Source organism: Anaeromassilibacillus sp. SJQ-5 (genome assembly GCF_054108045.1).
This window is the reverse complement of record NZ_JBPJWQ010000001.1, coordinates 1,418,012-1,437,367: the sequence shown is the minus strand read 5'-3', so window position 1 is coordinate 1,437,367 and position 19,356 is coordinate 1,418,012. Positions and strand designations below refer to the sequence as shown.

The 19,356-nt window shown below is 62.6% G+C and carries 17 protein-coding genes and 1 pseudogene; 15 read left to right on the top strand and 3 right to left on the bottom strand.

Annotation, left to right across the window (positions count from 1 at the left end; genetic code table 11):
- Positions 1–3 precede the first annotated feature (3 nt).
- The 11 genes and pseudogenes from glmM to ACSAMM_RS06195 all read left to right on the top strand — a co-directional run bounded on the left by glmM (position 4) and on the right by ACSAMM_RS06195 (position 11,855).
- The gene (gene glmM, locus ACSAMM_RS06245; RefSeq protein ID WP_178725659.1) at positions 4–1,353 is read left to right on the top strand and encodes a phosphoglucosamine mutase; all 1,350 of its coding nucleotides are present in this window, start codon (positions 4–6) and stop codon (positions 1,351–1,353) included.
- A 26-nt stretch (positions 1,354–1,379) separates the two neighbouring features.
- The gene (locus tag ACSAMM_RS06240) at positions 1,380–2,246 is read left to right on the top strand and encodes a class I SAM-dependent methyltransferase (protein ID WP_178725661.1); all 867 of its coding nucleotides are present in this window, start codon (positions 1,380–1,382) and stop codon (positions 2,244–2,246) included.
- Positions 2,247–2,268: 22 nt separating this feature from the next.
- A pseudogene (locus ACSAMM_RS06235) lies at positions 2,269–3,078 on the top strand (energy-coupling factor transporter ATPase); the annotation flags it as partial.
- A gap of 87 nt (positions 3,079–3,165) precedes the next feature.
- Complete coding sequence (locus tag ACSAMM_RS06230; protein WP_457792156.1) at positions 3,166–4,026, top strand: energy-coupling factor transporter ATPase; 861 nt, start codon at positions 3,166–3,168, stop codon at positions 4,024–4,026.
- Positions 4,020–4,835, top strand: a complete 816-nt coding sequence (locus tag ACSAMM_RS06225) for an energy-coupling factor transporter transmembrane protein EcfT (protein WP_178725665.1) — start codon at positions 4,020–4,022, stop codon at positions 4,833–4,835. The genes ACSAMM_RS06230 and ACSAMM_RS06225 overlap by 7 nt, the downstream gene beginning before the upstream one ends.
- Positions 4,836–4,859: 24 nt before the next feature.
- Complete coding sequence (gene truA, locus ACSAMM_RS06220) at positions 4,860–5,639, top strand: tRNA pseudouridine(38-40) synthase TruA (RefSeq protein WP_178725668.1); 780 nt, start codon at positions 4,860–4,862, stop codon at positions 5,637–5,639.
- Positions 5,629–6,963, top strand: a complete 1,335-nt coding sequence (locus tag ACSAMM_RS06215) for a DUF5711 family protein (protein ID WP_457790512.1) — start codon at positions 5,629–5,631, stop codon at positions 6,961–6,963. The genes truA and ACSAMM_RS06215 overlap by 11 nt, the downstream gene beginning before the upstream one ends.
- Before the next feature lie 103 nt (positions 6,964–7,066).
- A complete protein-coding gene (locus tag ACSAMM_RS06210; protein WP_178725672.1) occupies positions 7,067–7,780 on the top strand; it encodes a hypothetical protein in 714 nt (237 codons plus the stop codon).
- Between the two features lie 79 nt (positions 7,781–7,859).
- Positions 7,860–8,600 (top strand): CvpA family protein, encoded by a 741-nt coding sequence (locus tag ACSAMM_RS06205; RefSeq protein WP_178725674.1) that lies wholly within the window; start codon positions 7,860–7,862, stop codon positions 8,598–8,600.
- 166 nt (positions 8,601–8,766) lie between these two features.
- Complete coding sequence (locus ACSAMM_RS06200) at positions 8,767–9,402, top strand: CDP-alcohol phosphatidyltransferase family protein (RefSeq protein ID WP_457790510.1); 636 nt, start codon at positions 8,767–8,769, stop codon at positions 9,400–9,402.
- A 167-nt stretch (positions 9,403–9,569) separates the two neighbouring features.
- Positions 9,570–11,855 (top strand): AAA family ATPase, encoded by a 2,286-nt coding sequence (locus ACSAMM_RS06195; protein ID WP_457790508.1) that lies wholly within the window; start codon positions 9,570–9,572, stop codon positions 11,853–11,855.
- Between the two features lie 110 nt (positions 11,856–11,965).
- Here the strand turns inward: ACSAMM_RS06195 and ACSAMM_RS06190 are convergent, their stop codons facing one another.
- Together ACSAMM_RS06190 and ACSAMM_RS06185 are read right to left on the bottom strand one after the other, a co-directional pair.
- Positions 11,966–12,817 carry a rhodanese-like domain-containing protein gene (locus tag ACSAMM_RS06190; RefSeq protein ID WP_457790506.1) on the bottom strand — a complete coding sequence of 284 codons (852 nt, stop codon included), beginning with the start codon at positions 12,815–12,817 and terminating at the stop codon, positions 11,966–11,968.
- Positions 12,818–12,869: 52 nt separating this feature from the next.
- Positions 12,870–13,412, bottom strand: a complete 543-nt coding sequence (locus tag ACSAMM_RS06185; RefSeq protein ID WP_457790504.1) for an RNA polymerase sigma factor — start codon at positions 13,410–13,412, stop codon at positions 12,870–12,872.
- A gap of 355 nt (positions 13,413–13,767) precedes the next feature.
- On the opposite strand from ACSAMM_RS06185, the gene ACSAMM_RS06180 reads away from it, so the two are divergent.
- Entirely contained in the window at positions 13,768–14,574 is an 807-nt protein-coding gene (locus ACSAMM_RS06180; RefSeq protein WP_457790502.1) for a peptidoglycan DD-metalloendopeptidase family protein, read from the top strand.
- Positions 14,575–14,961: 387 nt separating this feature from the next.
- Here the strand turns inward: ACSAMM_RS06180 and pyk are convergent, their stop codons facing one another.
- Positions 14,962–16,713 (bottom strand): pyruvate kinase, encoded by a 1,752-nt coding sequence (gene pyk / locus ACSAMM_RS06175; RefSeq protein WP_457790500.1) that lies wholly within the window; start codon positions 16,711–16,713, stop codon positions 14,962–14,964.
- A gap of 334 nt (positions 16,714–17,047) precedes the next feature.
- On the opposite strand from pyk, the gene ACSAMM_RS06170 reads away from it, so the two are divergent.
- The 3 genes from ACSAMM_RS06170 to infC all read left to right on the top strand — a co-directional run bounded on the left by ACSAMM_RS06170 (position 17,048) and on the right by infC (position 19,348).
- The gene (locus ACSAMM_RS06170) at positions 17,048–17,956 is read left to right on the top strand and encodes a M15 family metallopeptidase (protein WP_457790498.1); all 909 of its coding nucleotides are present in this window, start codon (positions 17,048–17,050) and stop codon (positions 17,954–17,956) included.
- Entirely contained in the window at positions 17,957–18,583 is a 627-nt protein-coding gene (locus ACSAMM_RS06165) for a biotin transporter BioY (RefSeq protein ID WP_457790496.1), read from the top strand.
- 258 nt (positions 18,584–18,841) lie between these two features.
- Positions 18,842–19,348 carry a translation initiation factor IF-3 gene (infC, locus tag ACSAMM_RS06160; protein WP_178725691.1) on the top strand — a complete coding sequence of 169 codons (507 nt, stop codon included), beginning with the start codon at positions 18,842–18,844 and terminating at the stop codon, positions 19,346–19,348.
- Positions 19,349–19,356: the final 8 nt, after the last annotated feature.

Below are 19,356 nucleotides of genomic sequence, written 5' to 3'. Positions count from 1 at the left end.
AGAATGGGAAGACTGTTTGGAACGGACGGCGCGCGTGGCGTAGCCAACACGGAGCTAACCTGTGAGACGGCCATGTCGATTGGACGGGCCGCCGCCATGGTGCTCATCGAGGTGGAGCACCGGCGTCCGCGTGTGCTCATCGGCAAGGATACCCGGGTGTCCTCCGATATGCTGGAGGCGGCGCTGGTGGCCGGGCTGTGCTCGGTGGGCGCCGACGTGCAGCTGCTGGGCGTGGTGCCCACGCCGGCGGTGGCTTACTTGGTGGGCAAGTATCAGGCGGACGCGGGCATCATGATTTCCGCGTCGCACAACCCCTGCGAATACAATGGCATCAAGATTTTCAACGGCGAGGGCTATAAGCTGTCCGACAACCTGGAGGAGGAAATCGAGGCGATTGTCCTGGACGGCGCGCAGACGCCGCCCACCCCCACCGGCGGCGGTATCGGCCGGGTGTCCCGCTGTGACCACGCGGTGGACGATTATGTCCGCCACCTGCTGGACGTGACCGACGTGGATTTGCGCGGGATGCGCCTGGCGGTGGACTGCGCCAACGGCTCGGCCAGCGCCACGGCCCGCCGTCTGTTTTCCGCCCTGGGGGCCGACTGCGTGTTTCTCAACGACCAGCCCGACGGCGTCAACATCAACGAAAACTGCGGGTCCACCCACATCGAGCAGCTGGCCGATTTTGTCAAAAAGCTGAAATATTACGGCGGCGTGGCTTTCGACGGCGACGCCGATCGCTGCCTGGCGGTGGACGAACAGGGCAACCTCATCGACGGGGATAAGATCATCGCCGCCCTGGCCATGGATATGAAGGAAAAAGGGGAGCTGGACGGCAATGCCGCCGTGGTGACGGTCATGTCCAACCTGGGCTTTTTCCGCTTTTGTGAGCAGAACGGCATCACCCCGGTCTCCACCAAGGTGGGGGATCGCTATGTGCTCGAGGAAATGGTGAACAGCGGCTACGCCATCGGCGGCGAGCAGTCGGGGCATATCATCTTCCGGCATCACGCCACCACCGGCGACGGGCAGATGTCCGCCGTCAAGCTGTTGGCCATGGCCCGGGAAAAGGGCGTCAAGCTCTCCCGGATCGGCGGCATGATGGAGCGGTATCCCCAGGTCATCATCAATGTCAAAGCCGACGCGGCCCAGAAAGCCAAATACGCCGCCGATAAGGCGCTCGCGGAGGAAATCAGCAAAGCCAACGCCTCCCTCGGCCGGGACGGCCGGGTGCTTGTGCGGGTTTCGGGCACCGAACCCCTGCTCCGTATCATGGTGGAAGGCCGGGAATTCGACGCCATCAACGACCTGGCGGTTCAGCTGGGCGAAACCATCAAAGCGGCGATCCAATAAGATTGAGTTAAAGGACAGGACGACGTATGAGAGCAGCTACCCGATGGAAAGACTATGAATTAATCGACGCCGCCGATGGGGAGCGGCTGGAGCGCTGGGGCGATATCCTCCTCATCCGTCCCGATCCGCAGATTCTCTGGAAAACGCCCCGGCGCAGCCCCCTGTGGAACAAGGCCCACGCCCGCTATCACCGCTCGCATACCGGCGGCGGCCAGTGGGAGCGGCTGAAGCCGCTTCCCGACGTGTGGGAAATCGGCTACGGCTCTCTGCGCTTTCGTCTGAAACCCATGGGCTTCAAGCACACCGGCCTGTTCCCGGAGCAGGCGGTCAACTGGGACGCCATGAGCGCCTGGATCCGGGAGGCTGGGCGCCCCATACGGGTGCTCAACCTCTTCGGATACACCGGCGGCGCGACCCTGGCCTGCACGGCGGCGGGGGCCCATGTCACCCACGTGGACGCCTCCAAGGGAATGGTGGCCTGGGGGCGGGAAAACGCGGCCGCCTCCGGGCTGGCCGACCGGCCCATGCGCTGGCTGGTGGACGACTGCGGCAAGTTCGTGCAGCGGGAGCAGCGCCGGGGCAACACCTACGACGCCATTTTGATGGATCCCCCGTCCTACGGCCGCGGCCCTGGGGGAGAGGTGTGGAAGCTGGAGGAGCAGATTTACGATTTGGTGGAGCAGTGCGCCGCCCTCCTGTCGGACAGGCCGCTGTTTTTCGCCATCAATTCTTACACCACCGGCCTGTCCCCCTCGGTGATGCAGTATATTCTGGGGACCCTCGTCTCTCCGAAGCACGCCGGCGTTCTCTCCGCGGACGAAATCGGTCTGCCGGTCACCCAAAGCGGCCTGGTTCTGCCCTGCGGCGCGACGGCGCTCTGGACGGAGCGGTAATCTACTCCCAGGAGGTTTCCCCATGAATATGATTGTCGCCGACGGCGTCAGCTTTCAATACGAATATCCCGATGAACCGCCGCTCAAGGTGCTGGAACACATCGACCTGACCATCGAGCAGGGTTCCTTCGTGGCGCTTCTCGGCCACAACGGCTGCGGGAAATCCACCATCGCCAAGCATTTCAACGCCATGCTGCTGCCCACGGGCGGCACCGTCCTGGTCAAGGAGATGAACACCAGCGACGAGGCGCTCAAATACGAGGTGCGCCGCACGGTGGGCATGGTGCTTCAGAACCCGGATAACCAGCTGGTCTCCACCATCGTGGAGGAGGACGTGGCCTTCGGCCCCGAAAACCTGGGGGTGCCTCCGGAGGAAATCCGCCGCCGGGTGGACGACGCCCTGCGGGCGGTGGATATGTTTGATTACCGCACCCATGCGCCTCATAAGCTGTCGGGCGGCCAGAAGCAGCGGATCGCCATCGCCGGCATCATCGCTATGGAACCGGAGTGCATCGTCCTGGACGAGCCCACCGCCATGCTGGATCCCCACGGCCGCCGGGAGGTGTTGGATACCGTCCGCCGTCTCAATAAGGAGCGGGGCATCACCATTGTGCTCATCACCCACTATATGGACGAAGCCGTCCAGGCCGACCGGGTGGTGGTCATGGACGACGGGGCCATCCTCATGGACGGCGCTCCCCGGGAGGTGTTCTCCCGTGTGGACGAGCTGCGCCGGGTGGAGCTGGACGTGCCCCAGCCCACCGAGCTGTGCCACGCGCTGCGCGGCCGGGGCCTCCCCCTGCCGGAAGGCGTCCTCACCGCCGCAGAATGCGCCGAAGCCATCGCCCTGCTGCCCGTTTTGGGCGCTGTGCCGGCCGCCGCGCCCGCTGCGCCCGCCCCCGCCCTCCCGGCGGAGCCGGTGCTGGAAACCGAGGCGCTGACCTACGTCTACGCTCCCGGCTCCCCCTTTGAAAAGACCGCCATGCACGATGTCAGCCTGACGGTGAACCGCGGGGACTTCGTGGGGATTATCGGCCATACCGGCTCCGGCAAATCCACCCTGGTGCAGCATCTCAACGGCCTGCTGCGCCCCACCTCCGGCCGGGTGCTGCTGGAGGGCCGGGACATCTGGGAGGATCCCAAAAAAATCCGCGCGGTGCGCTTCCGTGTGGGCATGGTGTTCCAATACCCGGAGCATCAGCTGTTCGAGGATACCTGCTATAAGGACATCGCCTTCGGCCCCAAAAACATGGGCCTGAGCGAGGAGGAGATCGATAAGCGCGTCCGCCAGGCCGCCGCTTTTGTCGGCCTGCGGGAGGAGTTGCTCGAGAAATCCCCCTTCGAGCTGTCCGGCGGCGAAAAACGCCGGGCCGCCATCGCCGGCGTCATGGCCATGGAACCCGAGGTGCTCATCCTGGACGAGCCCACCGCCGGCCTGGATCCCAAGGGCCGGGACACGATCCTCGAGCAGATCCGCGTCTATCAGGAGCAGCGCGGCACCACCGTGCTGCTGGTCTCCCACAGCATGGAGGATATCGCCCGGGTGGCCAAACGGGTGCTGGTTATGAACCGGGGCGAGGTGGCCATGTACGCCCCCACCGAGGAGGTCTTCTCCCGGGCGGCGGAGCTAGAAGCCATCGGCCTGTCCATCCCCGCCGTGACCCGCGTGTTCATGCGGCTGAGGGACAAGGGCCTGCCGGTGGGCGATAATGTCTATACTGTGGAGCAGGCGGCCGCCCGGCTGCTGCCCCTGCTGAAAGGGGGCGACACCCCATGCTGACGGATATTACTATCGGCCAGTATTTCCCGGGCAATTCCCTGCTGCACAAGATGGACCCCCGGGCGAAGCTCATTCTGACCTTCGCCTATATCGTGGCGGTCTTTGTTCCCCGCAACTGGGCGGGCCTGTCGCTTGCCGTCGCCTTCCTGGTGATGAGCGTCTGGCTGTCCCATCTGCCCCTCAAGCTGATTTTCAAAAGCCTGAAGCCTATCCTGCCCCTGATCGTCTTCACCTCCATCATCAACATCTTCTATGTGCGGGACGGCCTGGTGCTCGTGGACTGGTGGATCATCCATATCACCCTGCAGGGCGTGGTCACCGCCGTGTTCATCGCGGTGCGCATCCTCTGCCTCATTGCCGGCAGCTCCCTGCTAACTTATACCACCTCGCCCACCGCCCTGACCGATGCGCTGGAACGGCTGATGAAACCCCTCAAGTTCCTGCACGTCAACGTCCATGAACTGGCCATGATGATGACCATCGCCCTGCGCTTTATCCCCACCCTCATCGAGGAAACCGACAAAATCATGTCCGCCCAGAAGGCAAGGGGCGCGGATATGGAAAGCGGCGGCCTGATGCAGCGGATCAAGGCCCTGATTCCGATTCTCATCCCGCTGTTCGTCTCCTCCTTCCGCCGGGCCTACGAGCTGGCCATGGCCATGGAGTGCCGCTGCTACCGCGGCGGCGACGGCCGCACCCGGATGAAGCAGCTCCATCTCGCCGGCCGGGACACGGCCTGTCTGGTGGTCATGGCCATGCTGGTGACCGCCCTCATCCTGCTCAACATCTTCCTGCCCGCCAACGTCTGATTTCAAACGGAAAGGGGTGCCGCCATGCCGCGCCTGCTTTTGACCCTTCGCTATGACGGCACCCGCTACCACGGCTGGCAGGTGCAGCCTAACGGCGTCACCGTTCAGCAGGTGATGCAGGACGCGGTGGAACGCCTGACCGGCGTGCGATCCGGGCTGACCGGCTGCAGCCGCACCGACGCCGGCGTACACGCCAACATGTTCTGCTGCACCCTGGATACCGCCTGTCCCCTGCGGGGGGACAAGCTGGCGGCCGCTCTCAACGCCCATCTGCCAGCCGACGTGGCCGTGTACGGCTGCCGGGAGGTGCCGGCGGATTTCCATCCCCGGTATATGGCCGCGGGCAAGCGGTATGTCTACCGTATCTGGAACGCCCCCGCCCGCAATCCCTTCTGGCAGGGCTACGCTCTGCATCGGCAGCGCCGGCTGGACGAGCGCCGCATGGACGAGGCCGCCGCGGCTTACTGCGGCACGCATGATTTTACGGCCTTCTGCTCTGCGGGCAGCGCGGTGGAGGATCGGGTGCGCACCGTGCGGCGCTGCGGCGTCTCGCGTCAGGGCGACCTCGTGACCTTCACCGTGGAGGCCGACGGATTTTTATACAATATGGTGCGCATCATGGTGGGTACCCTGCTGGATATGGACGCCGGCCGGATCCCCTGGGACGCCCTGCCGGCCATTCTGCTATCCCGCGACCGGGACCGGGCGGGGGCCACCGCTCCGGCCTGCGGGCTGTATCTGGATGAAGTGTTTTACCCCGACGCCGCCGTCGGAAAGGAGATGGGGGGACAGCATGGCGAATAAACAGGACTTGAAAATTCGATCCCACGCGGCGCCTAGGAAAAAGAAGGATGCCCGCCCCGCGGCCGTTCCCCCGCCGATCCAGCAGTCTCCGGCCCCGCCGGCGTATACTTACCGCGAGTCCCCCCGGGAAGCCCCGGAAGCGGACGCCCCCATCCTGAAAGAGGTGCCGCCGAAAAAGCGGCGTCGGTCGGGCCGTTCCCTCATCTGGATGGTGTTTTCCCGCCTGGTGCTGGTGGGAGTCCTGCTCACCGGCGGTTACCTGCTTTGGCAGAATTGGGAGAAAATCGCCCCGGACAGCTTGGTCATCTGGGTGGAGGAAAAGCTGTCGGGCGGCGCCGGCGGCGAAGGCTACCCGGTGAGCGTGGCCGGCGGCAGCGTGCTGCATATGAGCGAGATCGAAGGCAATCTCGCCCTGCTCAGCGACACCTCCTTCACCATTCTCAACAGCCGCGGCGGGGAAGCGGTGCGCCGCCCCCATACCTTCTCCGCGCCGATCCTGAAAACCGCCGGCAAATACGCCGTGCTGGCGGAAACCGGCAGCACCAGGCTGAGCCTGGAAACCCGGGCTCAAACCCTCTGGAGCGTCACCCTGGAGCATCCCATTATCTCCGCCGACGTCTCCCGGAATGGCACCACCGCGGTGATTACCTCCGGCGGCCAGTCCTACAACGCCGAAATCGTGGTGTTCGACAAGAAGGGCAAGGAAATCTATCGCCGCAGCCGGAAACGGCAGGCGGTGGACGTGGCCGTCTCCCCCGGGGGGGATCGGGTCGCCATCGCCAGCATCGCGGCGGAAAACGGCGCCATCAAATCCTATTTGGAGATTTTCACCTTTGCCGCCGACAAGGATGCCGCCTTTACGCATGAAGCGTCCGGCATCCTGCTGGCCGCCGTGGATTACCTGGCAAGTGGCCAGACGGTCGCCGTGGGGGATACCGCCCTGTGGATCGCGGACGAGAAAACCGGGGCGCTCAAGCAGACGGATTTCGGCGGGCAGCAGCTGCTGGGCTACGCGCCCGGGGACGATCGCGTCGCCCTGATCACCCAGGCCTACGGCGCGACGGACGGGTGCCGCCTGCTGGCGGTCACCGCCGACGGTGCGACCGCCTTCACCGCCGACATCCACGAGGCCTATCGACATGTCGCCGCCGATAAAAACGGCGTGTATCTCCTGACCGGCAGCGCGGTGCATGTGTTCGGCGCCGCCGCCGAAACCGGCGTCCTCGAGGTGCCGTCGGACGGCCGCCTGATAGGAACGCTGGGGGATAAAATCATGGTGCTGGGGCTGACCACCCTGCGGCAGTACGACCGGCCCGCCGCCTAGAGCTATTGGCGAAGGACGACAATGATGTCCCCACGCCATTCTTGCCGCCGAACTTGTGTCATTTTATTCGCTAATGGCTCTATTATCGGAAAGGATTTTAGGCATGGGTATTCTTCTTGATATTCTCTGCATCGGCCTGCTCGCCGCCTCGGCGGTGGTGTTTGCCCAAAAATCGGTTTCCTCCTCGCTGCTTTCGTTGGGCGCCCTGCTGCTGGCGCTCACCGCCGCCTTCCTGCTCAGCCTCCCTCTGGGGGCTGCCGGTCGGCCCTTGATTGCTCCGACGGTGGAAAAGACCGCGGCCTATCGCCTGGCCGATCTGTTTTCCGCTCCCCATTTGGCTACCGGCCGGGAAACGGTGGAGGCCTTGGACTTTGATGAGCTCATTCGAACCAATCCGCCGGCCTTCCAGAAAATACTGGATCACTACGGCGCGGATATCGACACCCTTCGGGGCCTGCCGGAAACGCATGATTCCGCTGCGGTGCTGGATGCCGTTACCGGTAGGTACAGCCGCACCCTGTCCCGGGCGGTGAGCTATGCCGTGCTGTTCTGCCTGGCTTTTCTGGTCGGCAAGCTGGTCCAAAAGCGGGTGGAGGACGGCCTGGTGCCCCCGCCGCCCCTGCGGGGAACGCGGCGGCTGATTCCGCCCGCCCTGGGCCTGCTGGCCGGCCTGCTCTGGACTTTTTCGCTGGCCGTTTTGTTGGAATGGTTGGCGCCGGTGGTGGGCCGCGATTCCGTGGTTTTTTCGGAAGATATGCTGAAAAGCGCCTCTTTTTATCAAATTCTTAATCAAATAAACCTCTTTATCCGGTTGTAAAGAACAGGAAATCGTGGTATATTTATTGATACTGCGGGGCGGAAAAACCTCTCTGCGGCTTATGAATGGAGGGTTCTTCATGGCATATATTCTGGACATTGCGGTCATACTAATTTTTGTTTTGGCGATCTTCATCGGCTATCGCCGCGGCTTCGTCAAATCCATTATCCGGCTGGTCGGCTGCCTGTTGGCCCTGGTCATTGCCGGCACCCTCAGCGGCACCATCGCGGGCGGGATTTACGACGGCTTCCTGGCCGGTAAGGTCAAGGAGCAGATCGTCACCCACATTCCCGCCGCCGACACCGCCTCCATCAAAACCGGCCTGCACGACGCCATTGAGCAGATGCCCGGCTTTGTCAAAAACGCCCTGGACGCCTATGACTTGGGCAGTCCCGACGCCATTGTGGATTCCCTCGGCGACACGCTGAGCGGCAACGTCGACGCGGTGGCCCAGACGATTTCCGATAAGGTCATCCGCCCGGTGGCGGTTCTGCTGCTGCAGATGGTGTGCTTCTTTGTTTTGTTTATTATTCTGATTATTGTGGTCGGTATTCTGGCCGCCGTTATCAATAAGGCCTTCAAGCTGCCCGGCCTCAAGCAGATGAACGGGGCGCTCGGCGCCATCTTCGGCGCGGTGGAAGGCCTGCTGTGGGTGCTGGTCGCGGTCACGGTGATCCAGCTGGTCGCCACTTCCTCCGCCGGCGATTCGCTGTTATCCGCCAAAAATCTGCACGATTCGCTTCTGGTCAGTAAGATTGCCGACGTGAATCCCATCATCTCCGCCATGGATTCGGTTATCGAATCCCTGACCGCCGGTTGATTGCCCGCGGTGCCAAGGCGGATGGCCCAGGGCCTTGCTTCCGCCCTGGACCGGGAAAATAAGCGGCGGCGTGGAGACTGTCCAAGCCTTCCGGCGCGGCAGCCTTCACGCGGGAGCCCGGTTCGGCTGACCGGCTCCGTCGCGCGAGAAAGTATAGGCGGTTTGTATGCAACTGATGAATATCGAATGGAAATGGAATATTCCCAATCTCCTCTCCCTGCTGCGGATTCTGCTGGTGCCGGTGTTCGTCATCCTCTACCTGCTCAGCAGCGACGAGCGGATGGATTTGATGTACTGGTCCTTCGGCGTGCTGATTCTTTCCGGCGTCACTGACTCTCTGGACGGCATCATCGCCCGCAAGTGCAATCAGATTACCGACCTGGGCAAGCTGCTCGACCCGGTGGCCGATAAGCTGACCCAGGTAGCCGTGGTGATCTGCCTGGCCACCCGCTTTTCTCAGCTGATCCCCCTGGTCGTCATTTGCTTTGTCAAGGAGCTGGCCCAGAGCATCGGCGGCCTCATCCTGCTGCGGCGGGGGGCGGAGGTGCGGGGCGCCTCCTGGTATGGTAAGATGTGCACCTTTGTGTTCTACGGGGTGATGGCCCTCATCGTCCTGCTGCCCAATATGTACTGGTGGGTGCGGGTGCTTCTGGTGACCCTCGTCGCCGTTCTGATGCTGTTCGCCTTCTTCAATTATATGAGGGTCTACCTGAACATCAAAAAGACGCTCCCCAAAAAAGAGGGCGCCTCCAAATCCAGCGGCGGTCCGGCGGCTGAAAAGAAGGACGACGCGGCGTCCTGACCGGAAAATCCAGCGGGAGAAGAATTCCCGCTGGATTTTATCGCTTGTAAAACTCGTTTCTCAAGGTGAGCGCTCGCTCTCCCCAAAATCGGAGGTTGTTCGCTCCCCCTCACCTTCAGGTAAAAAATGTATCTGGCCGGGCCAAAGCCCGCCGGAATGGAGGCTTTATGGTTTGTTCACGCTGTAAAAAAAGGCCGGCGGTCGTCTTTATCACCCGCATGGAGGGGGAGAAGACGGTCAACGACGGCCTCTGCCTGGTCTGCGCCAAGGAGCTGGGCATCAAACCTGTCAACGATATGCTGGAGAAGTTCGGCATCACCGACGACGACATGGAGCAAATGGATCAGCAGCTGGGCGAACTGATGAGCCTGTCGGGCGAGGACGGGGAGGACGGGTTCACCCCCGGCGGCGCCCCGGCCTTCCCCTTTCTGCAGAACCTGTTCGGCGCGCAGGCCGGCGAGCAGGAGAAGAAGGAGACCGAAGCGCCCGCGGACGAAAAAGAGAAGGACTCCGCTAAGGAACAGAAAAAGAAGGAACGCAAGCGCAAGTTCCTCACCCAATACTGCACCGATCTTACCGCCCGCGCCCGGGAGGGGAAGATCGACGCCATCATCGGCCGGGATCGGGAAATCTACCGGGTGGTACAGATCCTGTCCCGCCGCACCAAAAATAACCCCTGCCTCATCGGCGAGCCGGGCGTCGGCAAGACCGCCATCGCGGAAGGGCTGGCCATCCGCATCGCGGCGGGCCAGGTGCCTCCCCGCCTGCTGGATAAGGAAATCCACCTGCTCGATCTCACCGCCCTCGTGGCGGGCACCCAGTTCCGCGGCCAGTTCGAAAGCCGCATCAAGGGCTTGGTGGACGAGGTCAAGGCGGAAGGCAATATCATCCTTTTCATCGACGAGGTGCACAACCTGGTGGGCACCGGGGACGCGGAGGGCAGCATGTCCGCCGCCAACATTCTCAAGCCCGCCCTCTCCCGGGGGGAAATCCAGGTCATCGGCGCCACCACCTTCAACGAATACCGCAAGCATATCGAAAAGGACGCCGCCCTCGAGCGCCGGTTCCAGCCGGTGACGGTGGAGGAACCCACCGTGGACGATACGGTGTCCATGCTTATGGGCATCAAGGGCTATTACGAAACCTTCCACGGCGTGCAAATTTCCGATCCGCTTATCCGCCGGGCCGTCACCCTGTCGGAACGGTATATTACCGACCGTTTTCTGCCGGACAAGGCCATCGACCTGCTGGACGAGGCCTGCGCCGCCGCCGCGCTGAACAACAAGGCGGCCGATAAGTATGAGCAGATGCAGCGCCAGGCCGCCTTCCTGCGCGGGGAGGAAGAGGAGGAGATGGGCCAAGAGGCCATCGACTATGAGAAGCTGGCCAATACCCGCGCCCAGCTGATGAAGGTGGAGCAGGACGCCGCGGCTATCAAAGAGGCCGCCCTGGGCGCCCAGGTGACCGAGGACGATCTGGCCCGGGTCATCGAGCTGTGGACCGGCATCCCTGCCTCCAAGGTGCGGGAGAACGAGCTGAGCAAGCTTGCCCATATCGAGGAACATCTGAAAGCCAAAATCATCGGCCAGGACGAGGCTGTGGCCCTGGTTTCCGCCGCCATCCGGCGCAGCCGGGTGCAGATAAGCCCCCGCCGCCGCCCTGCCTCCTTCATTTTCGTGGGATCCACCGGCGTGGGCAAGACCGAGCTGGTCAAGGTGCTCGCCGCCGAACTGTTCGACACGCCCGAAACCCTCATCCGCCTGGATATGTCCGAATTCATGGAGAAACACGCCGTTTCCCGCATCATCGGCTCCCCTCCAGGCTACGTGGGTTATGACGAGGCGGGGCAGCTGACCGAGAAGGTGCGGCGCAAGCCCTATTCGGTGCTGCTGTTCGACGAAATCGAAAAGGCCCATCCCGATGTGCTCAACATCCTGCTGCAAATCCTGGACGAGGGCCGGGTGACCGACGCCCATGGTCGGGTGGTCAATTTTGAAAACACCGTCATTGTCATGACCTCCAACGCCGGCAGTCAGAACCGGGAAAGCCTCATCGGCTTCGGCAAATCCGACGCGCAGGCCTCCCGCGACCGGGCCTCCAAGGCCTTGGCCGAGTTCCTGCGTCCGGAATTCATCGGCCGGGTGGACGAGGTGGTGTACTTCGACCCGCTGACCAAAGAGAGCTTTGTCCGCATCGCCGAGCTGATGCTGGACGAGCTGACCGCGCCGCTGCAGGAAAGAGGCATCGCCTTCTCCTGGACCGAGGACGCCAAGCAGGTGCTGGCTTCCAAGGCCTATGGCGGCAAGCGGGGCGCCCGGGATCTGCGGGGCGTCATCCGCCGGGACGTGGAGGATCGCATCGCCAGCCGGATCGTGGATAGCTGCGACGCCGGCCTGTCCGCCATCCGCCTGACCACCGACGCGAGCGGCCAGCTGCTGCTGGAAGCGGAATAGTCCCTTTGAAAAGGATGGATCCGAGGAATATTCGCCGGGACACACAGGGGGTTCTCCGCAGATACTAAAAACGCGAAAGCCATTGCGGCTTTCGCGTTTTTTTGTCCCTTTCAGGCGGTGTAACCGCTCAGATATCCCTCCACCTGGTACCCCGCGGCCAGCAGGGTGAGCGCGGCGGCTTCGCCGTCCGCGGCGTCCGCGCCGTAGACGATGAGCGGCGCGGCGGCGGACAGGCCGCCGTATTCTCCCCGCCGGATGGCGTCCAGAGGCAGATGAACCGCACCCTCCCGGTGCCCGAGGCGGTAAGCCTCGACGCTGCGCACGTCCACCAGCAGCGCGCCGTCCTGCTTCAGTTGGGCGGCCTCGGCGTCGGAGAGCAGCGCGGTGCTTAGTGCACCGGAGGGCTTCTCACCGGCGGCCCCCTCGCTGTTTCCACTGCCCGCGGTCGGGCGCTCACTGCCGCCCGGCCGGGTGGCCTGGCCGCAGGCGGCGGTGGATTGCGCGGCGTTCATATTCTTTTGGGTGGCGGAGCTTTGGGCCGCGTCCGGGCCGTCGGTGAAACCGACGGTGGTGGCGGCTCCGTCCGCCGCCCCGCCGGCGTTGTCGTCATAGGAGCCGTCGACAGGCTCTGTCGTTTTAGAAGGGGCTGTATCCTCCTGGCACGAGGTGCTCAGGGAGGCCGCTGGAGCGACGTTCAGCGAGCCGCCATTCTTGGTGCGCAGCCGGCCGCCGGCCGCCGCCGCGATGACCACCGCCACGCAGGCAGCCAGGGAAGCCAGCGCGGCGATCCACCGCTTCTGCCGGTAAAAGGGGAGGGGATGGGGCGCCTGCTCCTCCCGGAGGCGGGAGACGATGCTCTCCGGTGCGATGCGGGCCGAGGGCTCGTCATCCAGCGGCCGCAGGGCCTTATCGATATCCCGGGCGAGGCGCTTCTCCTCGTCGGGATGAAATTGATCGTTCATAGACATCCATGCCTTTCTGGCGTGTCGCCAAGCTGCTGTGTAGCGGAAACCGTCAGGGGGTGTTGGCGGGCTCTTCCTCCGGCAGAAGGGCCCGCAGCTTTTTCAGCGTCCGGTGCAGGCGGGAGCGCAGAGTCCCCTCCGGTCGCCCGAGCAGGGCGGCGATCTCTTTGCCGGAATAGCCGCCCACCACCGACAGGAGCACCAGCCGCCTATCTTCCGGCCCCAGGTCGGCAATGGCGGCCCGCAGCCTGAGGGCGGTGTCCCGGTCGCCGGCGAAATCCGGGCAGGCCAGGGGACAGGCGTCCAGATCGGTTTCCTCCCGGCGGCGGATGAGGCCGCGGATGTGCCGGTTGCACCGGGCGGACAGGATGGTGAACATCCAGCCCCGGAAGGCGTCCGGCTGCCGCAGGCCGTGCAGACCCCGGAAAGCCTCCAGGGCCGTTTCCTGCACGGCGTCCTCCGCCTCCTCCCGGCTGCCCAGCGCATACAGGGCGTACCGGTACAGATCCGTATAAACCTGTTCGTACAGGACGCCGAAGGCCGCCGCGTCTCCGGCGGCGGCGCGCTGTACCTGCTCGATGAAGTCGTCGTTCATGAAAGACACTCCTGTGCTGCACACTCGGATCGTGTTCAAAAGCGGGCGGGTTGTTGCATAGGGTTACAAAAAATTCGATTTTGCGCGTGCGGTCGACCGCAACGATGCGGAATCGGACGATTCTATAGTATACGAATGCGAAAAAAAACGCAAATATTTTTTCCCTTTGCGGCATATTGCCGCGCAAACGGTTCACACTATAACCGAGAAACAGCCTCGTTCATTTTGGAAAGCGAAGCCGTCGCCAGCGCGCCGGCCCCGCTTTCCGCCCGTTTTACCGCCGCCGGACGGGATTGCCGGAAGCCATTGGCCACCGGAGAGGAACGAAGCTGCGGCGGAGAAAAGGAGCGTTTCCATGGGAAAAAAGATTAATTTTGATGAAAAATCCAAGTTTAAACGGTTTCTTTCCGGCAAAGGCTTCTACGTGGCGCTGGCCGTCTGCCTGGTGGCTGTCTGCGGCGTGGCGGTAGGCACCTTTATCAATTCCCTGCCCCAGCTGTCCAGCGACAGCTCCAACCCCGCGTCCGTCGTATCCGTGACCCCCACCACCAAGGAAAAGCCGGTGGACAAGCCGGTCACCAACATCCCGGATGACCGCACCACCACATCCCAGGCGACCACGACTGGCAAAACCACCGCCGTGAACGTCGGCCCCACGCCGGCGGAGCTGTTCGTGCTGCCGCTGAGCAACGAGGTGCTGACCGAGTTCAGCGACGGCAAGCAGGTGTATTCCAAGACTATGGCCGACTGGCGCACCCATAACGGCGTGGACTTCAAAGGCGAGAAGGGGCAGAAGATCAAGGCCCTGGCCGACGGCACCATCCTGTCCATCGAGACCGACGCCCTGTGGGGCAAGGTGGTCACCATCGACCACGGCTTCGGCATCAAGTCCCGCTACTGCGGCATCGAGCCGGGCGACATCGAGAAGGGCCAGAAGGTGGAGGTATCCGAGGTCATCGGCACCCTGGGGGATATCCCCTGCGAGCTGCTGGACGGGCCGCATCTGCACCTGGAAATCACAGTGAACGGCGCCTATACCGACCCGGTGGAGGCCATTGGCCGGGAAGTGAAGGCGGCGTCGGCCACCGCGGCCAAGACGACTGGCGGCGGCGCATCCACCACCGCCGGCACGAAAGCCGGCACCACGACGGCGAAAAAGTAAGACTTTAGGCGACAACCTGCGGCATTTGGCCGCTGAAAATCGATAGTATGCGCTATTGCGCGCCCTCGTTATCCCGCTTGGCGGGTCGGCATAAGGGCGGGAAAAAGGGACGGATTTCTCCGTCCCTTTTTCTCATGCTTCCCATGGCCAAACGATGGGGACTCCATGCAAGACAGAGGCTGCCCTGCAATTTGAGCAGCACCTGAGACAGGAGGAAAAAGCGCGGCTGACACGCCATTTTAGAGCCAACTTGCAAGCCTTGTCCTTTGGCCGTGGTCTTGACGCAGAATTTGCAGAAGCTTTGCAGAGACGCGAGGATTTCTTTTCTTTCTTCGCGTATGATAGAAACAGCCCCGGAAGGACGGCGGACGTCTCCCGGGGCTGCGCTTATTTTTTGCCGTTGCCGAACATCACGATGCCGCGTTCCGCGTCCAGGGTGACGGTGGTGCCGCTTTTGAGAATTTTGGTGGCGTTGTGCGCGTTGACCAGCACCGGCTTTTCCAGCGCCATGCCCACGATAGCGGCGTGGCTGTTCATGCCGCCGGCCTCGGTGATGATGCCGGCTGCTTCCTTCAAGAGGGGAAGCAGGTTGTTGCTGGTCTGGGGGATGACGAGGATGTCGCCGGGGCGAAAGGTATCCAGCGCTTCTTCCTCGTCCCGGGCCACGCAGAGGTTGCCGCAGGCCGTGTACCGGGTGGCGCCCTTGCCCTGCACCAGGATGTTGCCCACCAGATGCACCTTGAGCAGGTTGGTGGTGCCGGACACGCCCAGGGGAGCGCCGGCGGTGATGACCACCAGGTCGCCGCTGGACAGGTACCCGGCGTTGACCGCGCAGTCCACGGCGTGGTCGAACAGGGCGTCCATGTTGTCCTTTTCCTCGGCCATGATGGGCACCACGCCCCAAGACAGGTTCATCTGCCGCTGGGCGGCGGGATTGGTGGTGCAGCAGATAATGGGGCAGGCGGGACGGAACTTGGAAATCATCCGGGCGGTGGTGCCCGATTTGGTGACGGTGATAATGGCCGCCGCGCCCAGATCGTGGGCGGTGGTGACGGTGGCGTGGGAGATGGCGTTGGTCACGTTGGGCGCTTCGTGAACGTCCCGGCTGGAGAAGCGCTTGATGTAATTGATGTCCTGCTCGGTGCGCCGCGCGATGCGGGCCATGGTCTTGACGGCCTCAATGGGGTAAGCGCCCGCCGCGGTTTCGCCGGAGAGCATGATGGCGCTGGTGCCGTCGTAGATGGCGTTGGCTACGTCGGTGGTTTCCGCCCGGGTGGGGCGGGGGTTCTTCATCATGGAATCCAGCATCTGGGTGGCGGTGATGACCTGCAGGCCCGCGTTGTACCCCTTATGAATCAGCTTCTTTTGAATGCTGGGGATTTCCTCCATGGCGATTTCCACGCCCATGTCGCCCCGGGCGACCATGATGCCGTCCGACACCTTGAGGATGTCGTCGATATTGTCCACGCCCTCGGCATTTTCGATTTTGGCGATGATCCGGATGGAATGGTTGCTGTTCTTTTCCAGCTCCTGGCGGATTTGCAGCACATCGTCGGCCCGGCGGGTGAAAGAGGCGGCGATGAAGTCGGCCTCCATTTCGCAGGCAAAGGCGATGTCGGCCCGATCCCGGTCGCTCATAAAGGGCATGGACAGCTGCGCGCCGGGGACGTTGACCCCTTTGTTAGCCGAGATCATGCCGCCGTTGATGACGGTGCAGGTGATGGTGGTGGCGGTGGTGCCCTGCACCTCCATATCGATGAGGCCGTCGTCAATCAGAATATGGCCGCCCTTGCGCACGTCGGCGGGCAGGCCGGCAAAGCTGATGGAGGCGATGGTGCTGTCCCCCTCCACCGGTTCGGTGGTCAGGGTGAAGGAGTCCCCGGCGCGCAGTTCTACCTTCGGTTCCTTGAAGGCGCCCAGGCGGATTTCCGGGCCCTTGGTGTCGATGAGGATGGCGATGGGGAGGCGCAGTTCCTCCCGCAGGGCCTTGACCATGTCGATGCGGGCCTTGTGATCCTTATGGGACTGGTGGGACATGTTGATGCGCGCGACGTTCATGCCGGAAAGCATCAGCTGCCGCAGCACATCCGGGTTATCAGTGGCGGGGCCCAGGGTGCAGATGATTTTGGTCTTTCTCATAAACAACCTCCATTTTTTGCCGGTCCAATCCGGCTGGCACTGCATGGAAGGGACAAACCAACATGCTTTTAGTATATCACAAAAAGCTGGTAAATAAAGGGGGAGGATGGGATTTTCCGATAATGGCTAAAAGAGGGCAGAGGCGTCCGGCAAATTTATGGGTTTGCATGAATTTGGAGGAAGTCGTTGCATAAGCGGCCGAATATGTTACAATGTTAGACGTATGCCGCCGGCCGGATCGGCGGGTAGTATGGCGCGGAACTCCAGGCGTTTTACGCTGTGTGAATATGAATCGATCGAAATCGGGATCTCGCCAGGGAAGGATGGACGAAAGATGGGGAAAAAATCAGAGGCGGTCAAAAGACGGAACCGGAGGCTGGCGTTTGTCATTCTGATAGCGCTGCTGGGGCTGCTGGCTGTGATATTCGTGATTATTGGGGTGATGGGGATGATTGAGCGCGGCAGGCAGACAGCCAGCAGCGCGTCCTCCGCGTCGCAGACGGCGCCGTCCGGCGGGGCGGATTCCTCTGATGAAAACGCGGACGGCACCACCGCCTCCACCAACGGCGCGACGACCGGGCCGACTTCAAAGCCGACCTCGAAGCCGACCGCCAAGACGACGGCCGGCTCCGACGGGCTGCTGCCGGTGGCCAAGTATGTGCAGAAAAACCGCAGCGTATGGAATTTGATTCTCGTCAACGATTACAATCCGCTGCCGGAAAATTTCGAATCCACGATCCACATCGCAGACTTCCGCGGGCCGGGCAAGCAGTGCGACGCCCGGATTGTGGAGCCTCTTAACCAAATGATCAAGGCGGGGGCTGCCTACAATCTGACGCCGATTTCTATGTTCCGCAGCCGGGAGCTGCAAACCAAGCTATATAACAACGAGGTCGCCAAGTGGCAGGGCCAAGGCTATTCCCTGGAGAATGCCAAAATTAAGGCGGCCACGGTGGTCAAACGACCGGGGGAGAGCGAGCACAATACCGGCCTGACCCTCGACATTCTCGGCAGCGGGCATACCTCTCTGACAGAAAGCTTCGAAAAAACGCCGGCGTTCAAATGGCTCGTCGAGCATTGCGCCGAGTATGGGTTCATCCTGCGGTACCCCAAGGGCAAGGAAAACATCACGGCGGTGATTTATGAGCCGTGGCACTACCGGTATGTCGGCGTGGAGGCGGCCAAGGAGATCATGAGCCGGGACATCACGCTGGAGGAATATATCCAGGAAAAGGGCATGTAAATGAAAAGGGACAGGAAACCGACGAAGAGAAGCGTCCCGGTGTTCCGGCTGACGCTGGGGGCGCTGTACGTGGCGCTGTTTGCTCTGGCGGGGAACGTGCCGGTGCTGGCCGCCATCCAGGTGGCGGGGATTCCCGTGACGCTGCAGGTGTTTCTGATCGCCATGATGGGGCTGACCCTGGGGGTGCGGGGCGGCCTGACGGCTTACGGGGCCGTGCTGGTGCTCACCCTGTGCGGCCTGCCCATGATGGCGGGCGGCCGGGGCGGGGCCGCCGTGCTGCTGGGGCCCACCTGCGGCTATATCTACGGCTGGGTGTTCCTCCTGGTGCTGCTGGGGCTGTACGCCGACAGGGGGATGCCCCGGCTGCTGCATAAAAAGCTCAGGGGGATGTCCATCCATCTGCCGGTTTCCTTCGCGGTGGGGCTGGCCGGGCTGGCGCTGGACTATCTGTGCGGCAGCGCGGCCCTAGCGGCCGTCAGCGGCCGGACGCTGGCCGAGATGCCGGCGCTGCTGCTGTCCAGCCTGGCGTTTCTGCCCGGGGATCTCATCAAGCTGGGGCTGGCCTCCTTTTTCTCCCTGTGCCTATTTGCCAAGCCGGCGTTCAGCCGGATGATGCGCGCCGTTTGAAGCGGCCGCGCCGGGAAAGAAAATTTTGACCGACCCATTGACAAGCGGGGAAAAGGCTGGTATACTAAACCAGAAATAAAACAAAGCAGAGCGTTACGCCCGCTCTCACCTGCGGATTTCGTTCCAACAGGTCAATAGACACACCTCGCTTTTAGCGGGGGGGATTTTGTGTGTATGACGCGGGCAGTTTCGACTGTCCGCGTTTTATATTTTAACACTGTATAGTGGTGGAGGTGCTTACCCATAGCAAGTAAGGAGATGCAGGTTAACGAGCAAATTCGTGACAGCGAGGTCCGCGTCATCGGGGACGGCGGCGAACAGCTGGGGGTTATGTCGTCCCGGGACGCCCAGCGGCTTGCCGACGAAAAAAATCTCGACCTGGTGAAAATCGCTCCGACGGCCACGCCGCCGGTCTGCCGGATCATGGATTACGGCAAGTATCGGTTCGAACAGGCCAAAAGGGAAAAGGAAGCCAGGAAAAATCAGCACATCGTGGAAATCAAGGAAGTCCGTCTCGGTCTGAACACCGATATCGGCGACTTCAACACGAAGGTGAAACACGCCATTCGCTTCCTGCAGGAGGGGAACAAGGTGAAGGTTTCCATTCGGTTCCGCGGCCGTGAGCTGGGACATCCGGAGATCGGTCATGAAGCCATGAAAAAATTTGCTGAAGCCTGCGCGGAATTCGCCAGCGTGGAGCGTCCTTCCAAAATGGAAGGCCGGCACATGTTGATGTTCCTTGCGCCCAAAGCCGCCGTCAAGTAAGCAATGGC